The 18,419-nt window shown below is 32.0% G+C and carries 25 protein-coding genes; 23 read left to right on the forward strand and 2 right to left on the reverse strand.

Annotation, left to right across the window (positions count from 1 at the left end):
• Positions 1-6 precede the first annotated feature (6 nt).
• The 19 genes from CLORY_RS05070 to CLORY_RS05145 all read left to right on the forward strand — a co-directional run bounded on the left by CLORY_RS05070 (position 7) and on the right by CLORY_RS05145 (position 13,251).
• A complete protein-coding gene (locus CLORY_RS05070; RefSeq protein ID WP_079422424.1) occupies positions 7-537 on the forward strand; it encodes a DeoR/GlpR family DNA-binding transcription regulator in 531 nt (176 codons plus the stop codon).
• Entirely contained in the window at positions 534-827 is a 294-nt protein-coding gene (locus CLORY_RS05075) for an HAD hydrolase family protein (RefSeq protein ID WP_169911534.1), read from the forward strand. The genes CLORY_RS05070 and CLORY_RS05075 overlap by 4 nt, the downstream gene beginning before the upstream one ends.
• A gap of 67 nt (positions 828-894) precedes the next feature.
• Complete coding sequence (locus CLORY_RS05080; RefSeq protein WP_079422426.1) at positions 895-1,725, forward strand: class I SAM-dependent methyltransferase; 831 nt, start codon at positions 895-897, stop codon at positions 1,723-1,725.
• Positions 1,726-1,996: 271 nt separating this feature from the next.
• Positions 1,997-2,359, forward strand: coding sequence for a sulfite exporter TauE/SafE family protein (locus CLORY_RS05085; protein ID WP_079422427.1), 363 nt, complete (start codon positions 1,997-1,999; stop codon positions 2,357-2,359).
• Between the two features lie 261 nt (positions 2,360-2,620).
• Positions 2,621-3,181, forward strand: a complete 561-nt coding sequence (locus tag CLORY_RS05090) for a DEAD/DEAH box helicase family protein (protein ID WP_079422428.1) — start codon at positions 2,621-2,623, stop codon at positions 3,179-3,181.
• A gap of 313 nt (positions 3,182-3,494) precedes the next feature.
• A complete protein-coding gene (locus CLORY_RS05095) occupies positions 3,495-3,908 on the forward strand; it encodes a GNAT family N-acetyltransferase (protein ID WP_079422429.1) in 414 nt (137 codons plus the stop codon).
• 232 nt (positions 3,909-4,140) lie between these two features.
• Entirely contained in the window at positions 4,141-7,323 is a 3,183-nt protein-coding gene (locus CLORY_RS05100; protein ID WP_079422430.1) for a LamG-like jellyroll fold domain-containing protein, read from the forward strand.
• Positions 7,324-7,745: 422 nt separating this feature from the next.
• Positions 7,746-7,895, forward strand: coding sequence for a 4Fe-4S binding protein (locus CLORY_RS23935; protein ID WP_139375964.1), 150 nt, complete (start codon positions 7,746-7,748; stop codon positions 7,893-7,895).
• Between the two features lie 73 nt (positions 7,896-7,968).
• On the forward strand, positions 7,969-8,469 hold the full coding sequence (locus CLORY_RS05105; RefSeq protein ID WP_079422431.1) for a GNAT family N-acetyltransferase: 501 nt from the start codon (positions 7,969-7,971) through the stop codon (positions 8,467-8,469).
• Between the two features lie 81 nt (positions 8,470-8,550).
• Positions 8,551-9,063, forward strand: coding sequence for a GNAT family N-acetyltransferase (locus CLORY_RS05110; protein WP_079422432.1), 513 nt, complete (start codon positions 8,551-8,553; stop codon positions 9,061-9,063).
• Positions 9,064-9,315: 252 nt separating this feature from the next.
• Positions 9,316-9,561, forward strand: a complete 246-nt coding sequence (locus CLORY_RS05115) for a type II toxin-antitoxin system prevent-host-death family antitoxin (RefSeq protein ID WP_079422433.1) — start codon at positions 9,316-9,318, stop codon at positions 9,559-9,561.
• 3 nt (positions 9,562-9,564) lie between these two features.
• The gene (locus CLORY_RS05120) at positions 9,565-9,897 is read left to right on the forward strand and encodes a type II toxin-antitoxin system RelE/ParE family toxin (RefSeq protein ID WP_079422434.1); all 333 of its coding nucleotides are present in this window, start codon (positions 9,565-9,567) and stop codon (positions 9,895-9,897) included.
• Between the two features lie 235 nt (positions 9,898-10,132).
• Complete coding sequence (locus CLORY_RS23205) at positions 10,133-10,270, forward strand: hypothetical protein (RefSeq protein ID WP_169911535.1); 138 nt, start codon at positions 10,133-10,135, stop codon at positions 10,268-10,270.
• Positions 10,236-10,742, forward strand: coding sequence for an NUDIX domain-containing protein (locus CLORY_RS05125; protein WP_079422435.1), 507 nt, complete (start codon positions 10,236-10,238; stop codon positions 10,740-10,742). The genes CLORY_RS23205 and CLORY_RS05125 overlap by 35 nt, the downstream gene beginning before the upstream one ends.
• Positions 10,743-10,765: 23 nt before the next feature.
• Positions 10,766-11,257 (forward strand): GNAT family N-acetyltransferase, encoded by a 492-nt coding sequence (locus CLORY_RS05130; protein ID WP_079422436.1) that lies wholly within the window; start codon positions 10,766-10,768, stop codon positions 11,255-11,257.
• Between the two features lie 337 nt (positions 11,258-11,594).
• On the forward strand, positions 11,595-11,816 hold the full coding sequence (locus CLORY_RS23725) for a hypothetical protein (protein ID WP_242954343.1): 222 nt from the start codon (positions 11,595-11,597) through the stop codon (positions 11,814-11,816).
• Entirely contained in the window at positions 11,785-12,051 is a 267-nt protein-coding gene (locus CLORY_RS23730) for a hypothetical protein (protein WP_242954344.1), read from the forward strand. The genes CLORY_RS23725 and CLORY_RS23730 overlap by 32 nt, the downstream gene beginning before the upstream one ends.
• A 119-nt stretch (positions 12,052-12,170) precedes the next feature.
• Positions 12,171-12,680, forward strand: a complete 510-nt coding sequence (locus CLORY_RS05140; RefSeq protein ID WP_079422437.1) for a P-loop NTPase family protein — start codon at positions 12,171-12,173, stop codon at positions 12,678-12,680.
• A gap of 142 nt (positions 12,681-12,822) precedes the next feature.
• A complete protein-coding gene (locus tag CLORY_RS05145) occupies positions 12,823-13,251 on the forward strand; it encodes an EamA family transporter (protein ID WP_079422438.1) in 429 nt (142 codons plus the stop codon).
• Positions 13,252-13,403: 152 nt separating this feature from the next.
• On the opposite strand, the gene CLORY_RS05150 is transcribed toward CLORY_RS05145, so the two are convergent.
• Positions 13,404-13,592, reverse strand: coding sequence for a hypothetical protein (locus tag CLORY_RS05150; protein WP_079422439.1), 189 nt, complete (start codon positions 13,590-13,592; stop codon positions 13,404-13,406).
• A gap of 475 nt (positions 13,593-14,067) precedes the next feature.
• On the opposite strand from CLORY_RS05150, the gene CLORY_RS05155 reads away from it, so the two are divergent.
• Positions 14,068-14,796, forward strand: coding sequence for a YjgB family protein (locus tag CLORY_RS05155; RefSeq protein WP_079422440.1), 729 nt, complete (start codon positions 14,068-14,070; stop codon positions 14,794-14,796).
• Between the two features lie 137 nt (positions 14,797-14,933).
• On the opposite strand, the gene rpsT is transcribed toward CLORY_RS05155, so the two are convergent.
• Entirely contained in the window at positions 14,934-15,200 is a 267-nt protein-coding gene (gene rpsT, locus CLORY_RS05160) for a 30S ribosomal protein S20 (protein ID WP_079422441.1), read from the reverse strand.
• Between the two features lie 215 nt (positions 15,201-15,415).
• Here rpsT and gpr point away from each other — a divergent pair, with 215 nt between their 5' ends.
• The 3 genes from gpr to CLORY_RS05175 all read left to right on the forward strand — a co-directional run bounded on the left by gpr (position 15,416) and on the right by CLORY_RS05175 (position 18,179).
• Positions 15,416-16,390, forward strand: a complete 975-nt coding sequence (gene gpr / locus CLORY_RS05165) for a GPR endopeptidase (RefSeq protein ID WP_079422442.1) — start codon at positions 15,416-15,418, stop codon at positions 16,388-16,390.
• 271 nt (positions 16,391-16,661) lie between these two features.
• Positions 16,662-17,780: a stage II sporulation protein P gene (locus tag CLORY_RS05170; RefSeq protein ID WP_079422443.1), complete on the forward strand. Its 1,119-nt coding sequence runs from the start codon at positions 16,662-16,664 to the stop codon at positions 17,778-17,780.
• Positions 17,781-17,852: 72 nt separating this feature from the next.
• Positions 17,853-18,179 carry a hypothetical protein gene (locus tag CLORY_RS05175; RefSeq protein ID WP_079422444.1) on the forward strand — a complete coding sequence of 109 codons (327 nt, stop codon included), beginning with the start codon at positions 17,853-17,855 and terminating at the stop codon, positions 18,177-18,179.
• The last annotated feature ends 240 nt before the right edge of the window (positions 18,180-18,419 follow it).

Below are 18,419 nucleotides of genomic sequence, written 5' to 3' on the forward strand. Positions count from 1 at the left end.
GATGAAATGTATCAGGAAGAAAGACTTGTAGCTCACTTGCAAGAGAAAATGGATATAGCGGATAAAGCATTATCGTTTATCAAAGAACAGGAGCATTATTTTTTTGATGTTTCTACGACAATTAGTTATCTTGCCAAGAAATTAAACAAAGAGGTTACAATATTTACTCATTCCTTGGATAATTTGGAGATACTATCAAGGAATCAAGATGTTTCTGTCTATTCAATTGGTGGATATTTAAATAAAGAAAATCGCTTCTTTTATAGCTTGGATTATAAGGATTCTATTGAAAACATTCATTTTGATGCTTCGTTTATTGGAGCTACGGCTATAAATGAAAATGGGATTTATTACTCTGATTATGAAGATGCTTTTATAAAACAAGCTTCCATAAAACAATCTGGTAAAGTAATTATGCTTTGTGGTTATGAGAAGTTTGGGAAAACAGCCTATTACAAAGGTATGGGCTGGGAGCAAATTGATATTTTGATAACTGATAAAAAGCCTCCTGTTTTATATTTTTATTGGAAGAATTGAATATAAATAATCCGATTATCTGCTACAACGGTACCTTAATTGTAGATGAACAAACTAATATAATATCAAATGTAACTATTTCATTCTCAGAAGCTAAGCAGGTAGTTAAACTTGCTAAAGATAAAGGAATACACGTGAGTTTATATAAAGGTGATGAATGGTATGTAGAAAAATTAGAGAAGTGGACGAGACAAGAGAGCGAAATAACAAATGTATCACCTAATATAATGAGCTTTATTAATTTGTTTGATGTATTTACAGTCTTATTTAGTTTAATGAGTTTGTCATAATTACGAAATTCGCATAAAATTAGGATATGATTATAAGACACTTCAAAATAGATAAGGTGGTGTACATATGAGTACAGATAATAAGAATATTAGCACATGGGACAAGGTAGCCATTAATTTTGGTAAAGTTGGCCCCAAATATTGGGAGAATTTTGGAAATAGGTTAGTTGAACTCTCAAACATAAATAGAGGAGCAAGAGTGTTGGATATAGGAATGGGCAGGGGTGCCTCATTATTTCCTGCATCAGATAAGGTCGGTAAAGATGGTTATGTTATAGGTATTGATAGTTCGGAAATGATGATAAAAGAAACCTATAAGCATATTTTACATAGAAATATATGTAATGTAGAAGTAAAACATATGAATGCTCAAAATTTAGACTTTAAGGAAGAATCTTTTGATAATATAATTTGCGGGTTTGGATTCGGATATCTTATGCTGAGTGTAGAAAAATTGAATGGAATTTTAGGATTACTGAAAAAGGGAGGACAAGCAGGATTCAGTATATGGGGCATACAAGAGGATCAAAAGTGGCTGACCGAGATAGTTAATAAATATCTGCCACCAGTTAAACAAAGTAAGAATATCAGAATACCTGATATACAAAAGTTTGATACAGTAGATGATATATTAAAAATATTAAATGATTTTAGTTTTATAAATATTAAAGTCCACCAGGAAAATTCAAAAGTGATATATAAGAATGTAAAAGAATGGTGGCAGGAAATGTGGACAAATGCGGTTAGGGGAACATTTGAACAAATAGAAGATTTGGGCTGTGATGTTTTTAATGAGTTTAAGAAGGATGTAAATAAAGAACTTGAAAAGTTCAATATAGGAAATGGGTTATGCTTTAATATGCCAGTAATATACGCTTTTGGGGAAAAACAATTTTAATAAGGAGCTTTTTATTGAAATAACTGAGTAAAGATATTGTGATGAAAGTTAGTGAAAATTGGATATTATATAAGTTTCTAAAGTTCTACTACATTCTGACTCCTAAAAGATCCTAGAGTCGAACCTACTTAGCAGTGATATTTTAGAAGTCACAATGTAAGAACTTTATTAGAACTTATATATTAATGAAATAGTTATATAATAATAGTGTATTAATAATATATGCTTCATTGATTAAATATTAAGATATAGTTTAAAGGAGAAAATACAAATGTTAAATATATTCGTTTATATAATAATTGGTGCATTAGCAGGTATTTTGAGTGGACTATTCGGCATCGGCGGTGGAATAATTATTATTCCTGCTTTAATGTACTTGCAGGGGTTTCCACAATTAAAAGCTCAGGGGACTTCTTTGGTTGCTATGCTTCCGCCTGTTGGGATACTTGCGTTTCTAGAATACTACAAAAAAGGCAATACAAATCTGGTAGCCGGTATAGTTATTTGTATTACAATGTTAATAAGTGCGAAATTTGGCGGACAATTGGCTAATATACTTCCGACAGGCATAATGAAAAAGGCTTTTGGAATATTCATCATATTAATTGGAATAAAAATTTTTTTAGGGAAGTAATCATCATATGGCAGTTTATAAACTAAAATTGGTTATAGTGAGACACAATTTGAAAAAAATTGCGAACTAACTCTTAAGTTTAAAAGTATGAATAATGGTGTTTGAAAATTGAATATTGCGGTGCTCAGAAATTTCTTCCTAATGTAATTTTGTTGAAGTTATATGGCTAAGTATGCAATATATGTTATGATTATCCTATAGTTAAGACGTAATTGTAAGATATTATGAAACAAAAATAATATAAAGAATGGAGTCAAAGAAATGAAGCTTGTGATTATATTTGGACCCCATGCAGTTGGAAAAATGACTGTAGGACAGGAACTTGGAAAATTAACTGGGCTTAAATTATTTCACAACCACATGACCATAGATATTGTTTCTAATTTGTTTGAAAATATGCCGCAGGAAAGAGTCAGACTAACTAATTTATTTAGAAAAGAGATTTTCGAAGCATATTCAAAAAGTGATGAGTATGGAATGATTTTTACATACATGTGGGCGTTTGATGTGCAGGAAGATTGGAATTATGTTAATTATGTTGAAGATTTATTTGCTTCAAAAGGAGCAGAGGTATACTTTGTTGAATTAGAAGCAGATTATGATCTTCGAATTGAACGAAACAAAACAGAAAATAGGCTGCTTAACAAATCAACAAAACGAGATATAAAACATTCAGAAGCTATGTTTAGAAAGCTGGAATCAAAATATCGTCTTAACTCATTAGAGGGTGAAATATCAAAACGAAATTATATAAAAATCAATAATTCAAATCTTTCTCCAGATATTGTGGCGTTGATGATAAAAGATAAATTTGGACTATGACCCAAATTTCTTAATTGACACTATTCTTATTTAACGAAAAAGCAATAAAACCGAATATTTTATATGACACCGCATTATTCAAAACTGGATTTTGGGGTGTATTTTGGTTTGCATTTTAATATATTGCGAAGTAAAAGAGTAAAGAGTAGAGACAAAAGAGAAAAGTTTATGAGGTACTAATAAATTTCATAGTTACTTGCTAATATGCATACGTGTCTCTATAATAGTATTTAATTCGTAAGAAAGATAGTCAAAATACAATGATGCAATGTAAAAAATGTGATTATAAACAAAGAAAAGGAGATATTTTCAAATGACAATTACTTATACGGAGGAAAAAAAATTCACACAAGAAGAAGTGCAGCAATTATTCTTATCTGTTGGCTGGGTGTCTGGAAAGTACCCAAGTAGATTGTATAAGGCATTGATAAATTCTTCTACAGTTTTAACGGCTTGGGATGGAGATAAACTGGTTGGTCTCGTACGGGTGCTCGATGACAGCGAAATGGTAGCGTATATACATTATGTTTTGGTAAAACCTGATTATCAAGGGCAGAAAATTGCGGGAACAATGCTTGGAATGATTAAAGAAAAATATAAGGGGTACTTATATCTTGAAATTATGCCAGAAGAAAGCAAAAATGCGGCGTTCTATGAAAAATTTGGTTTTAAAGTTATGGCAGATGGTGTAGCAATGCAACTTTGTAATTTTAATAATCAGTATTAATAAGTACAGAAAAAACCTAAGTGCCACAACATTTTATTTGGAAAAAAATGTTTATTAAGTATTTGTTTAGTTGTATAATAATAATAATAACGTTAAGGATTTAGCTGTAAATTCAAAAGGCATTTCTAAGCTGAAATGATAACGATATCATATCTTAGAAAAGGAAGTGATAGGGTCATAAATTTAGAACAGAGTAAAATATTAAATAAATTAATAGAAGGGTGAGATATGTATGTTTACTAAGAAAGCGGTTTCAATCCTTACAGCTTTCATGCTATCAGTAACTACAGCTGCAGCAATGCCTGTAAAGAAAGCACATGCGAATACAGCTGTAACTGCAAATGATCTGCTTCTGTGGTACAAGTTTAACTCAACCAGTGGTACTGCGATTACAGATTATTCAGGAAATGATTATAACGGTACATTGGTTGGTGGTGCATCCTGGGCGGGCGGTGGAGATTCTGTAAAATTAGATGGAACGGACGGATATGTTAAACTTCCCAATGGTATTTTTAAAAGTCAAAATAATATAACCATAAGTACTTTAGTAAAGATAAATAAAAACATTACAAACAGCTGGATTTTTGGACTGGGAACTGACAGCAGCAAATATATAATGCTAAATTCACAAACGAAGGATACAGGCGGTGTTACAAGAGGTGCTATCACTACTGGATCATGGCAAAGCGAGCAAGCAGTTCAAAATACTTCTGTATTACCGATAGATGTTTGGACAAATGTTACTTTGGTGATTTCTGGCGATACCAATACAGAAACCTTATATGTAGATGGAATGCAAGTTGGACAAAATACAAAGGTGACTATAAAGCCGGCAGATGTTTATTCTGAATCTAATGCTTACAGTGGGTATATTGGAAAATCTTTATACAGCGGAGATCCTTATTTAAATGGTCAGATAGCTGATTTTCGCATTTATAGCAAAGCGTTAAGTGCTGACGAAGTTAAGGCAATAACGGTCCCAGTTCAGTCACCAAAGGCACCAACTGAGTTAACTGCTGAAGCTGAAAATACGACTGAAATAAGCTTAGACTGGACAGGTTCCTCAAAGGCTGTAGGCTATAATTTATATAGAGCTGAAGGTTCAAGTAATACTTATTCAAAAATATATAGCGGAAATGCTTCTACTTATTTAGATAAAGGATTAACTCCGGATACTACATATAGTTATAAGGTGTCTGCATATAATTCCGTGGGAGAATCGGAGGTATCAGATGTAGTACAGGCTGAGACCTATGCCTGCAATGCGCCTACTCATTTAAGATCAGATTCAATTAAGACCGATTCAGCATTACTTAAATGGCATGGACTAAAAGGTGATAATGTTATATATAAATTAACTAGGTCTACCAGTAAAGATGGTGCATATGTTCAGGTTTACAGTGGTAAAGATAAGCGTTTTAGGGATACAGGTTTAATTGAGGCTACTGCATATTATTATAAAATCAGCGCTTCAGTGGATGAGAAAAAATCGACAACCTCAGAGCCGCTTGGTTTAAGTACTAAGAGAGTATCGTTTACGCCGGATGCTGTAATGTTAGATAGAAACGGCAATCCAATTGATGCGCATGGGGCAGGAATTACCTATGATTCAAAAACAAAAAAGTATTATTGGTATGGTGAATATCATGCAGGTTCATGGCCATCAGCGGGCGTAAAAGTTTATTCTTCTACTGATTTATATAATTGGAAAGATGAAGGTATGGCATTAACGGAGATATCGTCAAAGGATCAGTTTAAGACGGATCCATTGATTTCTAAACTTTATGGAGATAGAACTGATACAGATAATATATGGGCGGATATCAGGGTTGGCAGGATTATTGAAAGACCAAAGGTAATTTATAATGATAAAACTAAAAAATACGTTATGTGGATGCATATTGATGGAGATAAAAATCCAAACAATAATGCACAGAATTATGGAAAGGCTCAAGCAGGATGTGCTGTAAGCAATTCCCCTGTTGGTCCTTTTGTATATCAAGCAAGTTACCGTATGGATCAATGTCCGGCAGATCAGACAGACTATCAGCCAGGTAATCCGGGAATGGCTAGAGATATGAACCTTTTTAAGGATGATAATGGTACAGCTTATCTTATTTACTCAAGTGAAGAAAATTGTACTATTTATATATCAAAGCTTACCAATGATTATTTGGATGTTACAGGCTGGCATAAGGATGGTAATGTTGATAGCAATGGAAAAGCTATTCGTGATACAACCTACAAAGGAGTTTATGGTGTAGATTATATAAGATTATTTGCGGGCTCTAAGCGTGAAGCACCAGCTATGTTTAAATATAACGGAAAGTACTATTTATTAACTTCAGGCGCCACAGGATGGACGGCGAATGAAAATGAATATGCCACGGCGGATAATATTTTAGGAACTTGGAGTACAATGGAGAATCCATTTGTAAGGACAGCTTCTACAGACCCTGACCCAAACAAAGCTTTTAATAGTCAGACAGCCTGTGTTATTCCTGTTGATGCTGCAAAGGGTAAATTCATTTACGTTGGTGACGATTGGAATGGAGGAAATTTCAGTAGTAATGGCGGTGCAAAATACGTTTTCTTGCCTATTGACTTTGGTCAAGGCACTGACATGACTATAAAATGGTACAGCAAATGGGATTTGAGCATTTTAGATAATTCAGCAGCTATATCTGTTAATACAAACCTTCCGAAGACTTATACTACGGGATCTACCTTAACTTTGCCAGACAGTTTGCAGGTTACCCAAAATGGAAAAGCAATAGCAACACCAGTAACTTGGAAATTAGATACTGATACAGTGACATGTGTCACCTTTTCTAATCCTGGCTTATATACGCTTCAAGCTGTACTTCCCAAATTGAATAATAAAATAATAAGCTTCAAAATTTATTCCATACCTGAAAATGTACAATATTTCGTAAACTGCAGCGGCTATGCAACAAGTGATTATAATTTAATGACTTCGTACATGCAGGGTACACTTATAAATAAGAGTGTTGTTGATCAGCAATATAATCAGTCAGATGCAGTGCCATGGGGCTATGTGGGTTCAAACACAAAATCTTCAGGTTCTAGCAGCGGAGATATTTTCTCTACACTTAGATATCTGAATGGCGGAAATGTAACTAAGTCTTCTGCTGGTACAGATCTAACCTATAAGTTTACTGTAAAAAATGGTTCATATACAGTTTACACCGGCTTTAATGATATATGGAGCAATAGCAGCAGAAAAGCAGATTTATATATAAATGGTGTGAAGAAAAATGCAATCACCTTTATATCAAATACTGTGTACAAAAATACTGTTGATGTGACTGATGGAACTATAGATGTAACGGTAAGAAATACTGAAGCACAGGATCCGCTCATAAATTGGATAATGATTTCCGCTGGCAGGTAGATTTTATGCAGGCATTAGAGATGCTATTTTAAGTTTTGGAAATAATATAACGCTTTATGATACAATAGTTCTATATTTAGCAAGAAAACCATAACCTCATAGTATAAGCCTGATATGAAATTAAGTTGACTCACAAGTTTTTTTGAAGGAAGTAGTAGTATGAAGCTCGTCGATATTCGGAAGATGAATGTTGGCGGGCTTTGTTTTTGCATTTTACTATACTAGGAATAAGAGAGTATATGAAAAATGTTTTTTTAAACTGAATATTGTGATGACAAGAAATTTCTCTTGAATGCAATTCAACAATATTCATGATAATGTAATATATGTTACAATTATCCTAGGATTAAAACACAATTGTATTGAAGTTCGTTTTAAATAGGACTAAAGTAAAAGAGTTTTTATTATTGCAACTATGCCCGATGAAAAACTTGTCTATTGTAAAGAAGCTAGCAACACAAAACGGAAGATGTACCATGTGTTATCGGTGCATCAGTAATTGTCCTCAACAAGCAATTACTTTGCTAGGAAAAAAAATATATGAGCAATGCAAAATAGAGAAGTATCTATGATGAAGAAAATGTGCAAAATTGGATTTGTAATATATGACAGCATAAGATTATCATAAATATTGGAGGAGTGTGTATGAATTACGAATTAAAAAAATTATCAATAAGTGATGGCAGGGACATTTATGATATGCTACAGGAAATTGCAAAAGATGAAAATGGTTTTATTAATACTGTAAATGGAATGACATTTGAAGAATATAAGGAGTGGCTTATTAGCAGAGATGCCATGTCTAAGGGGATAGGTCTGGAAGATTGGCAGGTCCCTTCAAATACATACTGGCTTTTTGTTGAAGGACGTCCTGTTGGGACAGGTAAGCTGAGACACTTCTTAACGGATAAATTAAGAGCAGAAGGGGGGCATGCTGGATACGCAATACGTAAAAGTGAAAGAAATAAGGGGTATGGTACAATTTTGTTAAAAATGTTAATTGAAGAGGCAAAAAAAATGAACATAGAAAAGATATTACTTACTGTAAGAAACGGTAACACAAATTCAATCAAGGTAGCTTTAAATAATAACGGAAGGATAGAGAATGTAAACGAAGAGAGATATTATATTTGGATCGATTGTTAATTGAGTATTGATTTTAAAGTCACGTGCCTAACACTCGAATTTTTCATTCTCTAGGAATTTATGATTTAGGGAGAGAATAAGATGAATATAGAGCTTAAAAGAGTAAGTGTTGATGAGAAGGAAATTCTTAAAAATCTACTTGAAAAATATAATTACGAATTTTCACAATGGGATAATAGGGATGTCAATAAACTTGGTCTATATGGATATGATTATCTCGATTGTTATTGGACAGAGGAAAAAAGGTGGGCTTTTTTTATAGTTGTTGACGGAAATTTAGCTGGGTTTGTAATGGTAAATGACTATCCTGAAGTAAATGAAGAAACTGATTATTCTTTGGCGGAGTTCTTTGTAATGTACAAGTATCGCCGCTGTGGTGTAGGGAAATCTGCTGCAATGAAAGTATTTGATATGTTTCATGGTAAATGGCAGTTGAAAAGGCACCCTAAAAATATAGTATCTGTACATTTTTGGAATAAAGTTATATCCGAATATACAAAAGATAATTATAAGCTTATTGAAGCATATCCTAATTCAGCATATGATGATGGAACTTTAGGAGATATATTTTTATTTCAAAACTCAACTTTATAAAGATATTTTTAATGTTTATATACAATTTACAACCATGGGCAATTGCGGGCTTGTTCAAGAAAAGTAGTATAAGCGAGAGGGAGAATTTTAGGATTATACCTGTTGATAAATTTAAATGCTGTTATTAAAAAAGAAAACTTAGCTATTAATTTTTTACTTTCTCTTATATTTTATGCTGTAAATTAACACGTTAATATGCATTGATATTATCAGCAAGACTGGATATAATATTAGTAAAAGGAGATGATTCAAATGCCCAATATTAAACCAGTTTCTGATTTGAGAAATTATACAGAAGTGCTTAATGAAGTATCAGAGAATAGCCCTGTTTATTTAACTAGAAATGGACGTGGAGAATTTGCCATTATCAAGCTTAAGGAATTAGATAAGTTAAAGGCTACAGTGAAGTTGTTGGCTAAACTTGAAGAAGGTGAAAGATCAGCGCGTGAGAAAGGTTGGATTTCTGCAGAAGATGTAGAAGCTGAATTAGGATTGTAAATTATGGCAAAAGTTGAATATTCACCAATGGCATTAGAAGATCTCAAGGATATACGAGACTATATTTTAAGTAATTTTGGGGATAATGTTGCAAAACGAATTCTAAAAAAGATTACATCTGATATAAGAAGGTTAGAGCAGTATCCGGTATTAGGAGTTGATCTAGGAAAGATTATAGATGTTCCTACGGAATATCGTTATATATTCTCAGAAAAGAATTATGTTTTTTATCATCTTGAGTTTGATAAAATTCGCATTGTACGTGTGTTAAGTGAGCAACAAGATTATATAAAACAATTATTTGGAATAAATTCTGAATCTGAGAAAGAAAATTAGTTCTACGAAAATGTTAGCATAGTTTTTTTGCAAATTTCCCCAGGAAGTAATTTTTACAGAATATTTGGAGGCAGTTCAAATTGGATGAACTGCCTCTTTAAGTTGCGTTTAGTCAATAGAATTATGATTTAGTTTTCTTTAAAAAGTAGTCAGAGTTATTAAAGTGTATTAATATGGTATTAGATTCGCAATTAATGGGAAATGAAATTAGTAAAAAAGAATGGAGAACCTTGCAATGTACTTTAAAAGTGAAATGTCCTCAAATTATGGTATGTCATCAAAAGATATATTAGATTTCATTGAAGCATTTGAATATACAGAGATTGGAGAGAAACTATATGAAGTTTATTTATTGTCCTATATGCAGCGATAAACTTATTGAAAAAGAAATTGGCGACGAGGGGTTAGTAAGATACTGCGCATCTTGTCAAAGACCATATTTCGATGAGCCTTCAAGTTGTGTTGAAGTTTTAGTTATTAATGAGCGTAATCAGATATTGCTTTTGAAGCAAAATTACATTACTGAAACTCATTGGGGAGTAGTATCTGGACATGTTACCAATGGTGAGACACTGGAGGAAACTGTAGTAAGAGAGGTTTTAGAAGAGACAGGCCAGGAAGTTGAAAGAATGCAGTATGTTGAAAGCTATTATTTTATGCCTAATGAATTAATAATGGCTGGATTTATAGCCTTTGTTCATGCTAAACCTTTTAATAATTCTAATGAAGTTGATGACCTTATGTGGTGTGAAATTGGTGAAGTAAACAAATACATTGCTAGAGTTAACAATATGTCTGGAATACATTTTGATAATTCAATGCGTGTGCTAAAAATGAATAATTAATATGGATATTAGGGGAGAAGAAGATGGAGAAAAAATTTGTACCAGATGAATTTATAATTCCAGAAAAATTAGAAACGGAAAAGTTTAGAATGAGAATGCTGACAGTGAACGATGTTGAAAAGGATTATGAAGCAGTAATGTCAAGCAGAGAGCATATAAGAAGTACATATGATGATGAAGATGACGATACATGGCCAGAAGAAAATATGACCATTGAAGAAGATTTAGAAGATTTACGTAGGCATCAAGAAGAATTTTTAAAGAGAGAAGCCTTCGTATATACTGTTGTTACTTTAGACGAAAGTAAATGCTTAGGATGTGTATATATGTATCCAAGCGAAAAAAAAGAAATTGATGCGGAAATATATTTGTGGGCAAGAGCAAGTGGAGTTGAAAATGGTTTAGAAAAATTAATTTTTGAATCAGTTAAAAAGTGGGTTAAGAAGGAATGGCCTTTTAAGAAAGTGGCATTTCCTGGGTTGGAACCTAAATGGGATGAATGGAAAAGAATATAGGCAAACTGAAGAAACTAAGGAAATAAATCTAAAGCGTAAAGAGTAGAGAGAAAAGTGAAGGAAGAAATTCTGCTGTGCAGAATTTCTGAGAATTTAAATCTGATTATCGGCAGATAACTTTCTAAAAACTAAGATACCTAACATTCTAAAAATATTATCAAAATAATTAGCATTATCTATACAATCAAAATTCAGCCCAGCTGAATTTTAACCTTCTCTTTACTCTTTACTCTCATACCTATTTAATGCACTTTCCCTAGACTATTCCGTCTAGAGCATTTGGTTCGTAAATTTCTTATTTAATAAACTTTAAATTTTATTTAAGTGCGAGGTTATTATGAAATATTTTGGAGAAGGATTAAGTGAAAAGCACAAAGAATTAGGCAAAATTATCCGTAAGAAAGATGAGATATTGCAAGCAAAGTCATTGTTTTTGGCTATTTATGAAAGCCTGCATTTATCAAAAGTAGTGGGAACTGTCCCAAATGAGGTTAACGAACTTATAAAAGACTTAGAAGAGAATGAATATGTTAGTTGCAAGAAAAAATCAGTTATTTAATGTGCATTGGAAAGAAAGATTGAATGTTTCCATTACAGATACAGGAAATGCATTGAATGATGATGAAATCATAGACTTAAGCCACAGTCTTAATATCAAAGAATTACTTTGCTATTGGAATGAGGTAGCCGGCATCTTACTCATGCCGCCAACACGCCATATTATGCTGCACCTAAACTATTGTTGCAAATGGAAAGAGCATATTAGATCAAACAAGAAGATATATAGAAGTTAAATTTTTATATTATACATAAGAAAAAAAGCGCCTGCAGAAATTCAGGAATATACTTATTAGGAGGATGCAATGAATAAAATAGAAAAGAGGCAATTTGTTGAAAAACAGATAATTTCATTATGAAAATATATATAGTCGGAGCAGTTTCCAGCGGTAAATCAACACTTGCAAAGAAACTGTCTAATGGATTAAAAATTTCCTATAAGTCACTTGATGAAGTTGTACATATTCCTGATAAATCCAATTGTTCGGGAAATAAAAAAAGAGAAACTAAAGAACGGGATGAAATATTCTATTCTATAATGCAACAAAAGGATTGGATTATTGAAGATACTGGAAGACCTTGTTTTGAGGAGGGACTGAAGCAAGCAGACACAATAGTGCTGCTCGAAATTTCTAGTATAATTAGGAATTACAGAATAATAAAACGCTGGGTGAAGCAGCGTCTCGGCATTGAAAAATGCATTTACAATCCTAGATATGAGATGCTTAAATCTATGCTGAAATGGTCAAAAGATTATGATACAGGAAAAGATGATTTGAAGGCTCGGATTTCACGGTTTCAAGAAAAGGTAGTTGTTTTAACGAATAGTAAAGATATCAAAGCGTTTATGCATAAATACTTTTAGTCTACAGAAAGGATTTTTATAGGAAAGAGTTGTCACAAAAAGAGTAAAGCCTGAATGAATTGCTATTTATTTTTTAGTGTATATGATAAAATCATAGTTACAAAAGCTGAAATTATATGCTAAGCGAGGAGAAATTAGATTTATGTTTATGTACGTAACGTCCATCATAATTATAGTCTTGTCAAATACGATGTATAATATATGTACCAAATCTATACCAGAGAAAGCAAGTCCTTTTGCCTCATTATTTATTACCTATTTAACCGCAGCAATTATAACTCTTATTGCATTTAGAGTAAATAAAACTGACAAAGGCTTTTTCAAATCCTTTGAGGATTTGAATTGGGCTAGTGTAGTACTTGGTTTTTGTATTGTTGGTCTTGAAGTTGGATATATAATGGCGTATAGAGCAGGTTGGAATATAAGTATGGGATCTTTAGTAGCTAATATCTTTCTTGCACTTATGCTTATTCCAATAGGAATAGTATTTTTTAGAGAAGAGTTTAGAATATACAAAATAGTAGGCGTTATATTTTGCGTTATTGGATTACTGTTTTTAAATAAGAAATGATTGTTAATAGGCATATAAATTATTATACTGCTTTCGTTGCCTTAAAGCTAGAAAGGAAGCCGAATGGCTTCCTTTAATCTTTATAATTATAATGGATTAATTGATAATATTACTAAGACTTTGGTGCTTTTGATGTACTCAAGCAGATTAAACTAAGTTCTGTTTATAATAGCTGCAAGAGCTAAATTTACAGCACCTAGTGCTAATATGATAAAAATGCCAAAAGCAATTAAGAAAAAAGTCCATTCTGAAGGTATTTTTTTTCTGTAAATAATACCAGTTATAGTCATAAATAGTCCTATAATAAAAAAAATGATACATAAAATAACATAGGCAACCATATTTTTTAGCTCCCCTTACTATTAGATTTTTTAAATGTATATGCATTTTAAAAATCGTAATCTATATTATTACTATATAACTATTATAATATATTATTTTGCAATTAAGAACTATAAAGTCCTAGATAAATTAATAGAATTGAAAATGTTTACTTCGTGGCGATATCGAGGTTGCTTTATTGGAGCATTTGATGGTACTTATATTACTTTTACTAGGTAATTGGTGGTATAATAAAAATAATATGGAATGAAGGAAACAAGTAGAATTTACTTCTATATTAAGAAGGATGATTTACACAATCGTAAATTTGATGACTGCTGATTAATTTCGCAATGTAGTTAACTGCCCCAAAAGCCTAAATTGTAATCTGCACGTAAATTATTCATTACAAATTTATGATAAACTACATATAGAGTTTCATGAGCATATTAAGTAATATAAAATAAAAATGTCTATTGAGAAGGAGAATAATTTATGACTACATTTTTGAATAAAAAGTTGATTACTTGTGGCATTGCAGTATTATGTTTCACACTCTTATCAGGATGCTCAAATGGTAAAAAAACACCAAAAGTAAATAAATCTTCAAATGAAGTTCAAACTGATTATAACAAGAAAAGCAGTTCCAATGAGACTAATACCAGTAAAGAAAAAGCTGATAAGAAAACTCCCTCGGCAAATAAAGAAATAACTAAATCTCATAGTAAGGTTAGCAATCAAAATAACAAATATAATTCCCAAAAAGCGCTTCTTACTAATATTATGAAGTTGGCAAAGAGCGGAAAGGTTATTAATTGCAATTTTTCTGCTAAATTCACTAATATGGCTAGTGTAGAAGAAAAGTGGGGAAAGGCGGATACGTCTGAATGGGTAAGCAAGGCCAAAGGGACCTATGCGACATATGCTAAACACAATATAGTTTTGGGATTTAATAAAGGTGAGCAAATCTTTGAGGTTAGATCCTTTGACAAAAAATTGAACACAATAACTCTAAATGGTATAAAAAAATATTATGGCAAACCTGCACATGACGTAAACCCTAACGGTGAGAAGATTATAGGATATGTGATAAGCAAAAATTTTAAAATTTTGTTTGTGTTTCCAAAGAATAAAAATGGTGATGCTGTGTTAAACCACTATTCTATTTTGTATCCTCAAGGGACAGTGAATTATATGTCAGGAGATTTAGGAAGACAATGGTAGAAATGCTCAACAATATAATATTAAAAGCTGCGGAAAGAACCGCAGCTTTTAATATTATACGTATATAAAATAAATAACCGGTTGAAAACCGGTTTATCTATTATTGGAAACAAATAATCAAAGTTAACTGTATGTAACTAAGCACTTAAAGCATTTAGTTTAGCATATAGTCTTGATTTCTTTCTGCTTGCCATATTCTTATGAATAACACCTTTTGAAGCAGCCATATCTAGAGCCTTAGAAGCCTCTACATAAGAAACCTTTGCATCTTCAACAGCTTTGTTTGCAACAGCCGTATCAAATTTCTTTAAAACTGTTTTTAATGCTGATTTAATCATTTTATTTCTTAAAGTTTTAGTCTCTATAACTTTAATTCTTTTCTGAGCTGATTTAATATTTGCCATTTACTTTCACCCCCTTTTATTTTAGGGTCACTGCAGCTTTGGGGAATCTGCATATGATTTATTATTCAACAAATGCTATTATAGCATTAATTTTTTTCTACTTCAAGGGAATTTTGTAGAAAAGTTGACGAAGTACGATTACGTATATTCATCTAAAAACTAACAAATAATATAAATAAACTTTACATATATAAAAAAGAGAAAGGACAAAGGCTATGGAGAATGTATATACTGATTTAGCAGTTGAAGCCAGAGAGATATATGCACAGACAAATAACAGCAAAACTGATGGAGTGGAATTTAAGGAATTTAAATATGGAGATATAAATGTAAGTCAGGTGGAAGTCGTAGATGATACAGGGGAAAAGAGGATGGGAAAGCCTAAAGGTACGTACATAACTATAGATATGCCTGATTTCACACACTATGATGGAGATACAATGGATAAAGTAAGCAAAGCTATGGCTCAAGCTATGAGCAATGTTATAAGAATTCAGGATAGTATGACGGCGTTAGTAGTGGGTCTTGGTAACTCCAGCGTAACGCCAGATGCTCTTGGACCAAGAGTAATATCTAAGCTTATGATAACAAGACATTTGAAAGAGTTTGTACCTGACAGTATAGATGAAGGTATAAGACCGGTGTGTGCTGTTGCACCTGGAGTTTTAGGAACTACAGGTATAGAAACAGGAGAAATTATTAAAGGAATAGTTGAAAAAATAAAACCAGATATAATAATTTGTATAGATGCATTGGCTTCAAGGAAAATGGAAAGGGTTAATAGAACGATTCAGATAGGAAACACTGGTATATCACCTGGATCAGGGGTTGGAAATAAGAGAATGGAACTTAGCAAGAAGACGTTAGGAGTGCCTGTAATAGCTATAGGCGTACCGACAGTAGTTGATGCAGCTACCATGGCAAATGATACTATAGATATGGTGCTTGATGAGATGATAAGAAACGCCTCTCAAGGAAGCAAATTTTACGACATTCTAAAATCTGTAAATAAAGATGAAAAAGCGAAGATGATAAGAGAAGTGCTTAATCCGTATATAGGAAATCTAGTGGTTACACCTAAAGAAGTGGATACAGTCATTGAATCATTATCAAGGATAATAGCAAATGGCATTAATATTTCACTTCAGCCGGCTCTGGATTTGGATGATATAAATAAATTTTTAAATTAGATAGCAGTGATTTTGAACATATCGGTGTTTAACTGCCGGTTACTCATTTATATATATAAGTTCTAATAAAGTTCTTACATTGTGACTTCTAAAATATCACTGCTAAGTAGGTTCGACCCTAGGATCTTTTAGGAGTCAGAATGTAGTAGAACTTTAGAAACTTATATATAAGTAATAATTAGATATATATAAACATAATATATTGTAGCATGAACAAAATTTAACTCGTGTTTATGCTACATATTTTTTTTATTACGAAAGGAGTTATAGCATGGTGCACTTAAGAAATAGAAAGAATAATTACTCTGGTATTCTGATAGCAATATCATTAGTAATTATGATAACTGTAGTATCATTGGTGTTTAAACAGATATTTCTTAATAGGAATAATGAAAATGAACAAAACAGCGTACTGTACATACAACTCTTAAACAAAGCAATGCCGGTGATAAATGGAATCAATTATAATGATGAAGTAGATACTGAAGAAAATATATCAATAAAAGGCCAGTTATTAAAGCTCATTGGTATAGATATACGGAATCCTTTTTCTGTTATAGGCAAAGAAATATCTATGTTTACTATCGGTACAGAGGACTCTAGTGAAAACAATAAAGTAGTAAAACGTACTCTATTTAAGATAAATCCATTTGATGTCAATGATAAGCAAATAAATAAAAGTGGACAAGATACTGGAGATACTGAGAACCTTGAGCTTCCTAACAGAAATGTAAAAGTAAACGATCCTAAATTAAAAGAAAAACTAGATAATTCAAAACCACAAGTGCTAATATATCATACTCATACTACGGAAAGCTATTCTCCCTACGCAAACTATAATACAAGTCATAAAAAAAATGTGTGCTCTGTTGGAGATTCATTAGCGTATAACTTAGAAACGGAATATGGAATAAGTACAATACATGATACAACGTTACATAATGCAATATTTATCAATTCATATCACAGGTCAAGGGTAACTGTAAACAAATATTTAAAAAAGTATAAGGATTTTAAACTGATTATCGATATACACAGAGATGGAATGCCATCAGGGAATGTATCTGCACTTAAAGAGAGAACTACAATGAAGATGAACGGTGAAAACGTGGCTAAGATGATGTTTGTTCTCCCAAAGAAAAATCCACATCTTAGTAAGAATTTAGCAGTCAGTAAAAAGCTTGAAAAAATAAGCAACAAATTATTTCCGGGTTTTTGCAGGGGAATTGATTTACATTTCAATTTCGGAAGTGTATATTTTAATCAGGATTTAAGCAACAATGCTCTTCTTATTGAAGTTGGCTCACAGTATAATTCTGTGAAGGAAGCAGATAATACTGGAAAATATCTTGCAAGAATAATTGCAGAGTATTTACATAGTAAAAAATAAGTAAAGTGAATATATATGAAAAAAATGAACATCCTTTAAATATGAAGTAATTTATTTAAGGGGTGTTTTTTATTGCGAAGAATTCATAGAATTATGTTTATACTCTGTATTCTTATTATTTTTGCAGGCGTATTAAAGGTAAACATTGAATTTAATAGATTAAACGGCAACGCGCATAACAAGAAAAACTATGAGGGGATTTATAAGGACAACAGAAAAAATTGTGATGCTTTTGCGGAATTTACGCTAAACAGAAAAACAGGCAACAAGGCAAAATTATACATAGATTATTCTCCTATAGATATAAGAGTTAACATAGGGAAAAAAGTTGTTTATATAAACGGAACAATTTTTAGCCGGCTAAAGGAAAAAGTAAGAGCCCTTGCTCACGGGAATTAATGTCTGTTTATGTTGACAGATTTCAAGTCTTTCGTGTTATAATGATAATTAAAAGGTATTTTTATCATACCATTAACTTGGAAATCTTTTTAACAGGACAGGGCTCTGTGAAAAGTCTAGACTTCGAAGCTGAGACCTGTCCCGGTGACGATTGAAACTGAAATATATTTTAATTCTTAAGCTATATAAGTTGCAATAAAGTTCTTACATTATGGCTTCTAAAATATCACTGCTGAATCG

The organism is Clostridium oryzae (assembly GCF_002029235.1).
Taxonomy (GTDB): domain Bacteria; phylum Bacillota; class Clostridia; order Clostridiales; family Clostridiaceae; genus Clostridium_AE; species Clostridium_AE oryzae.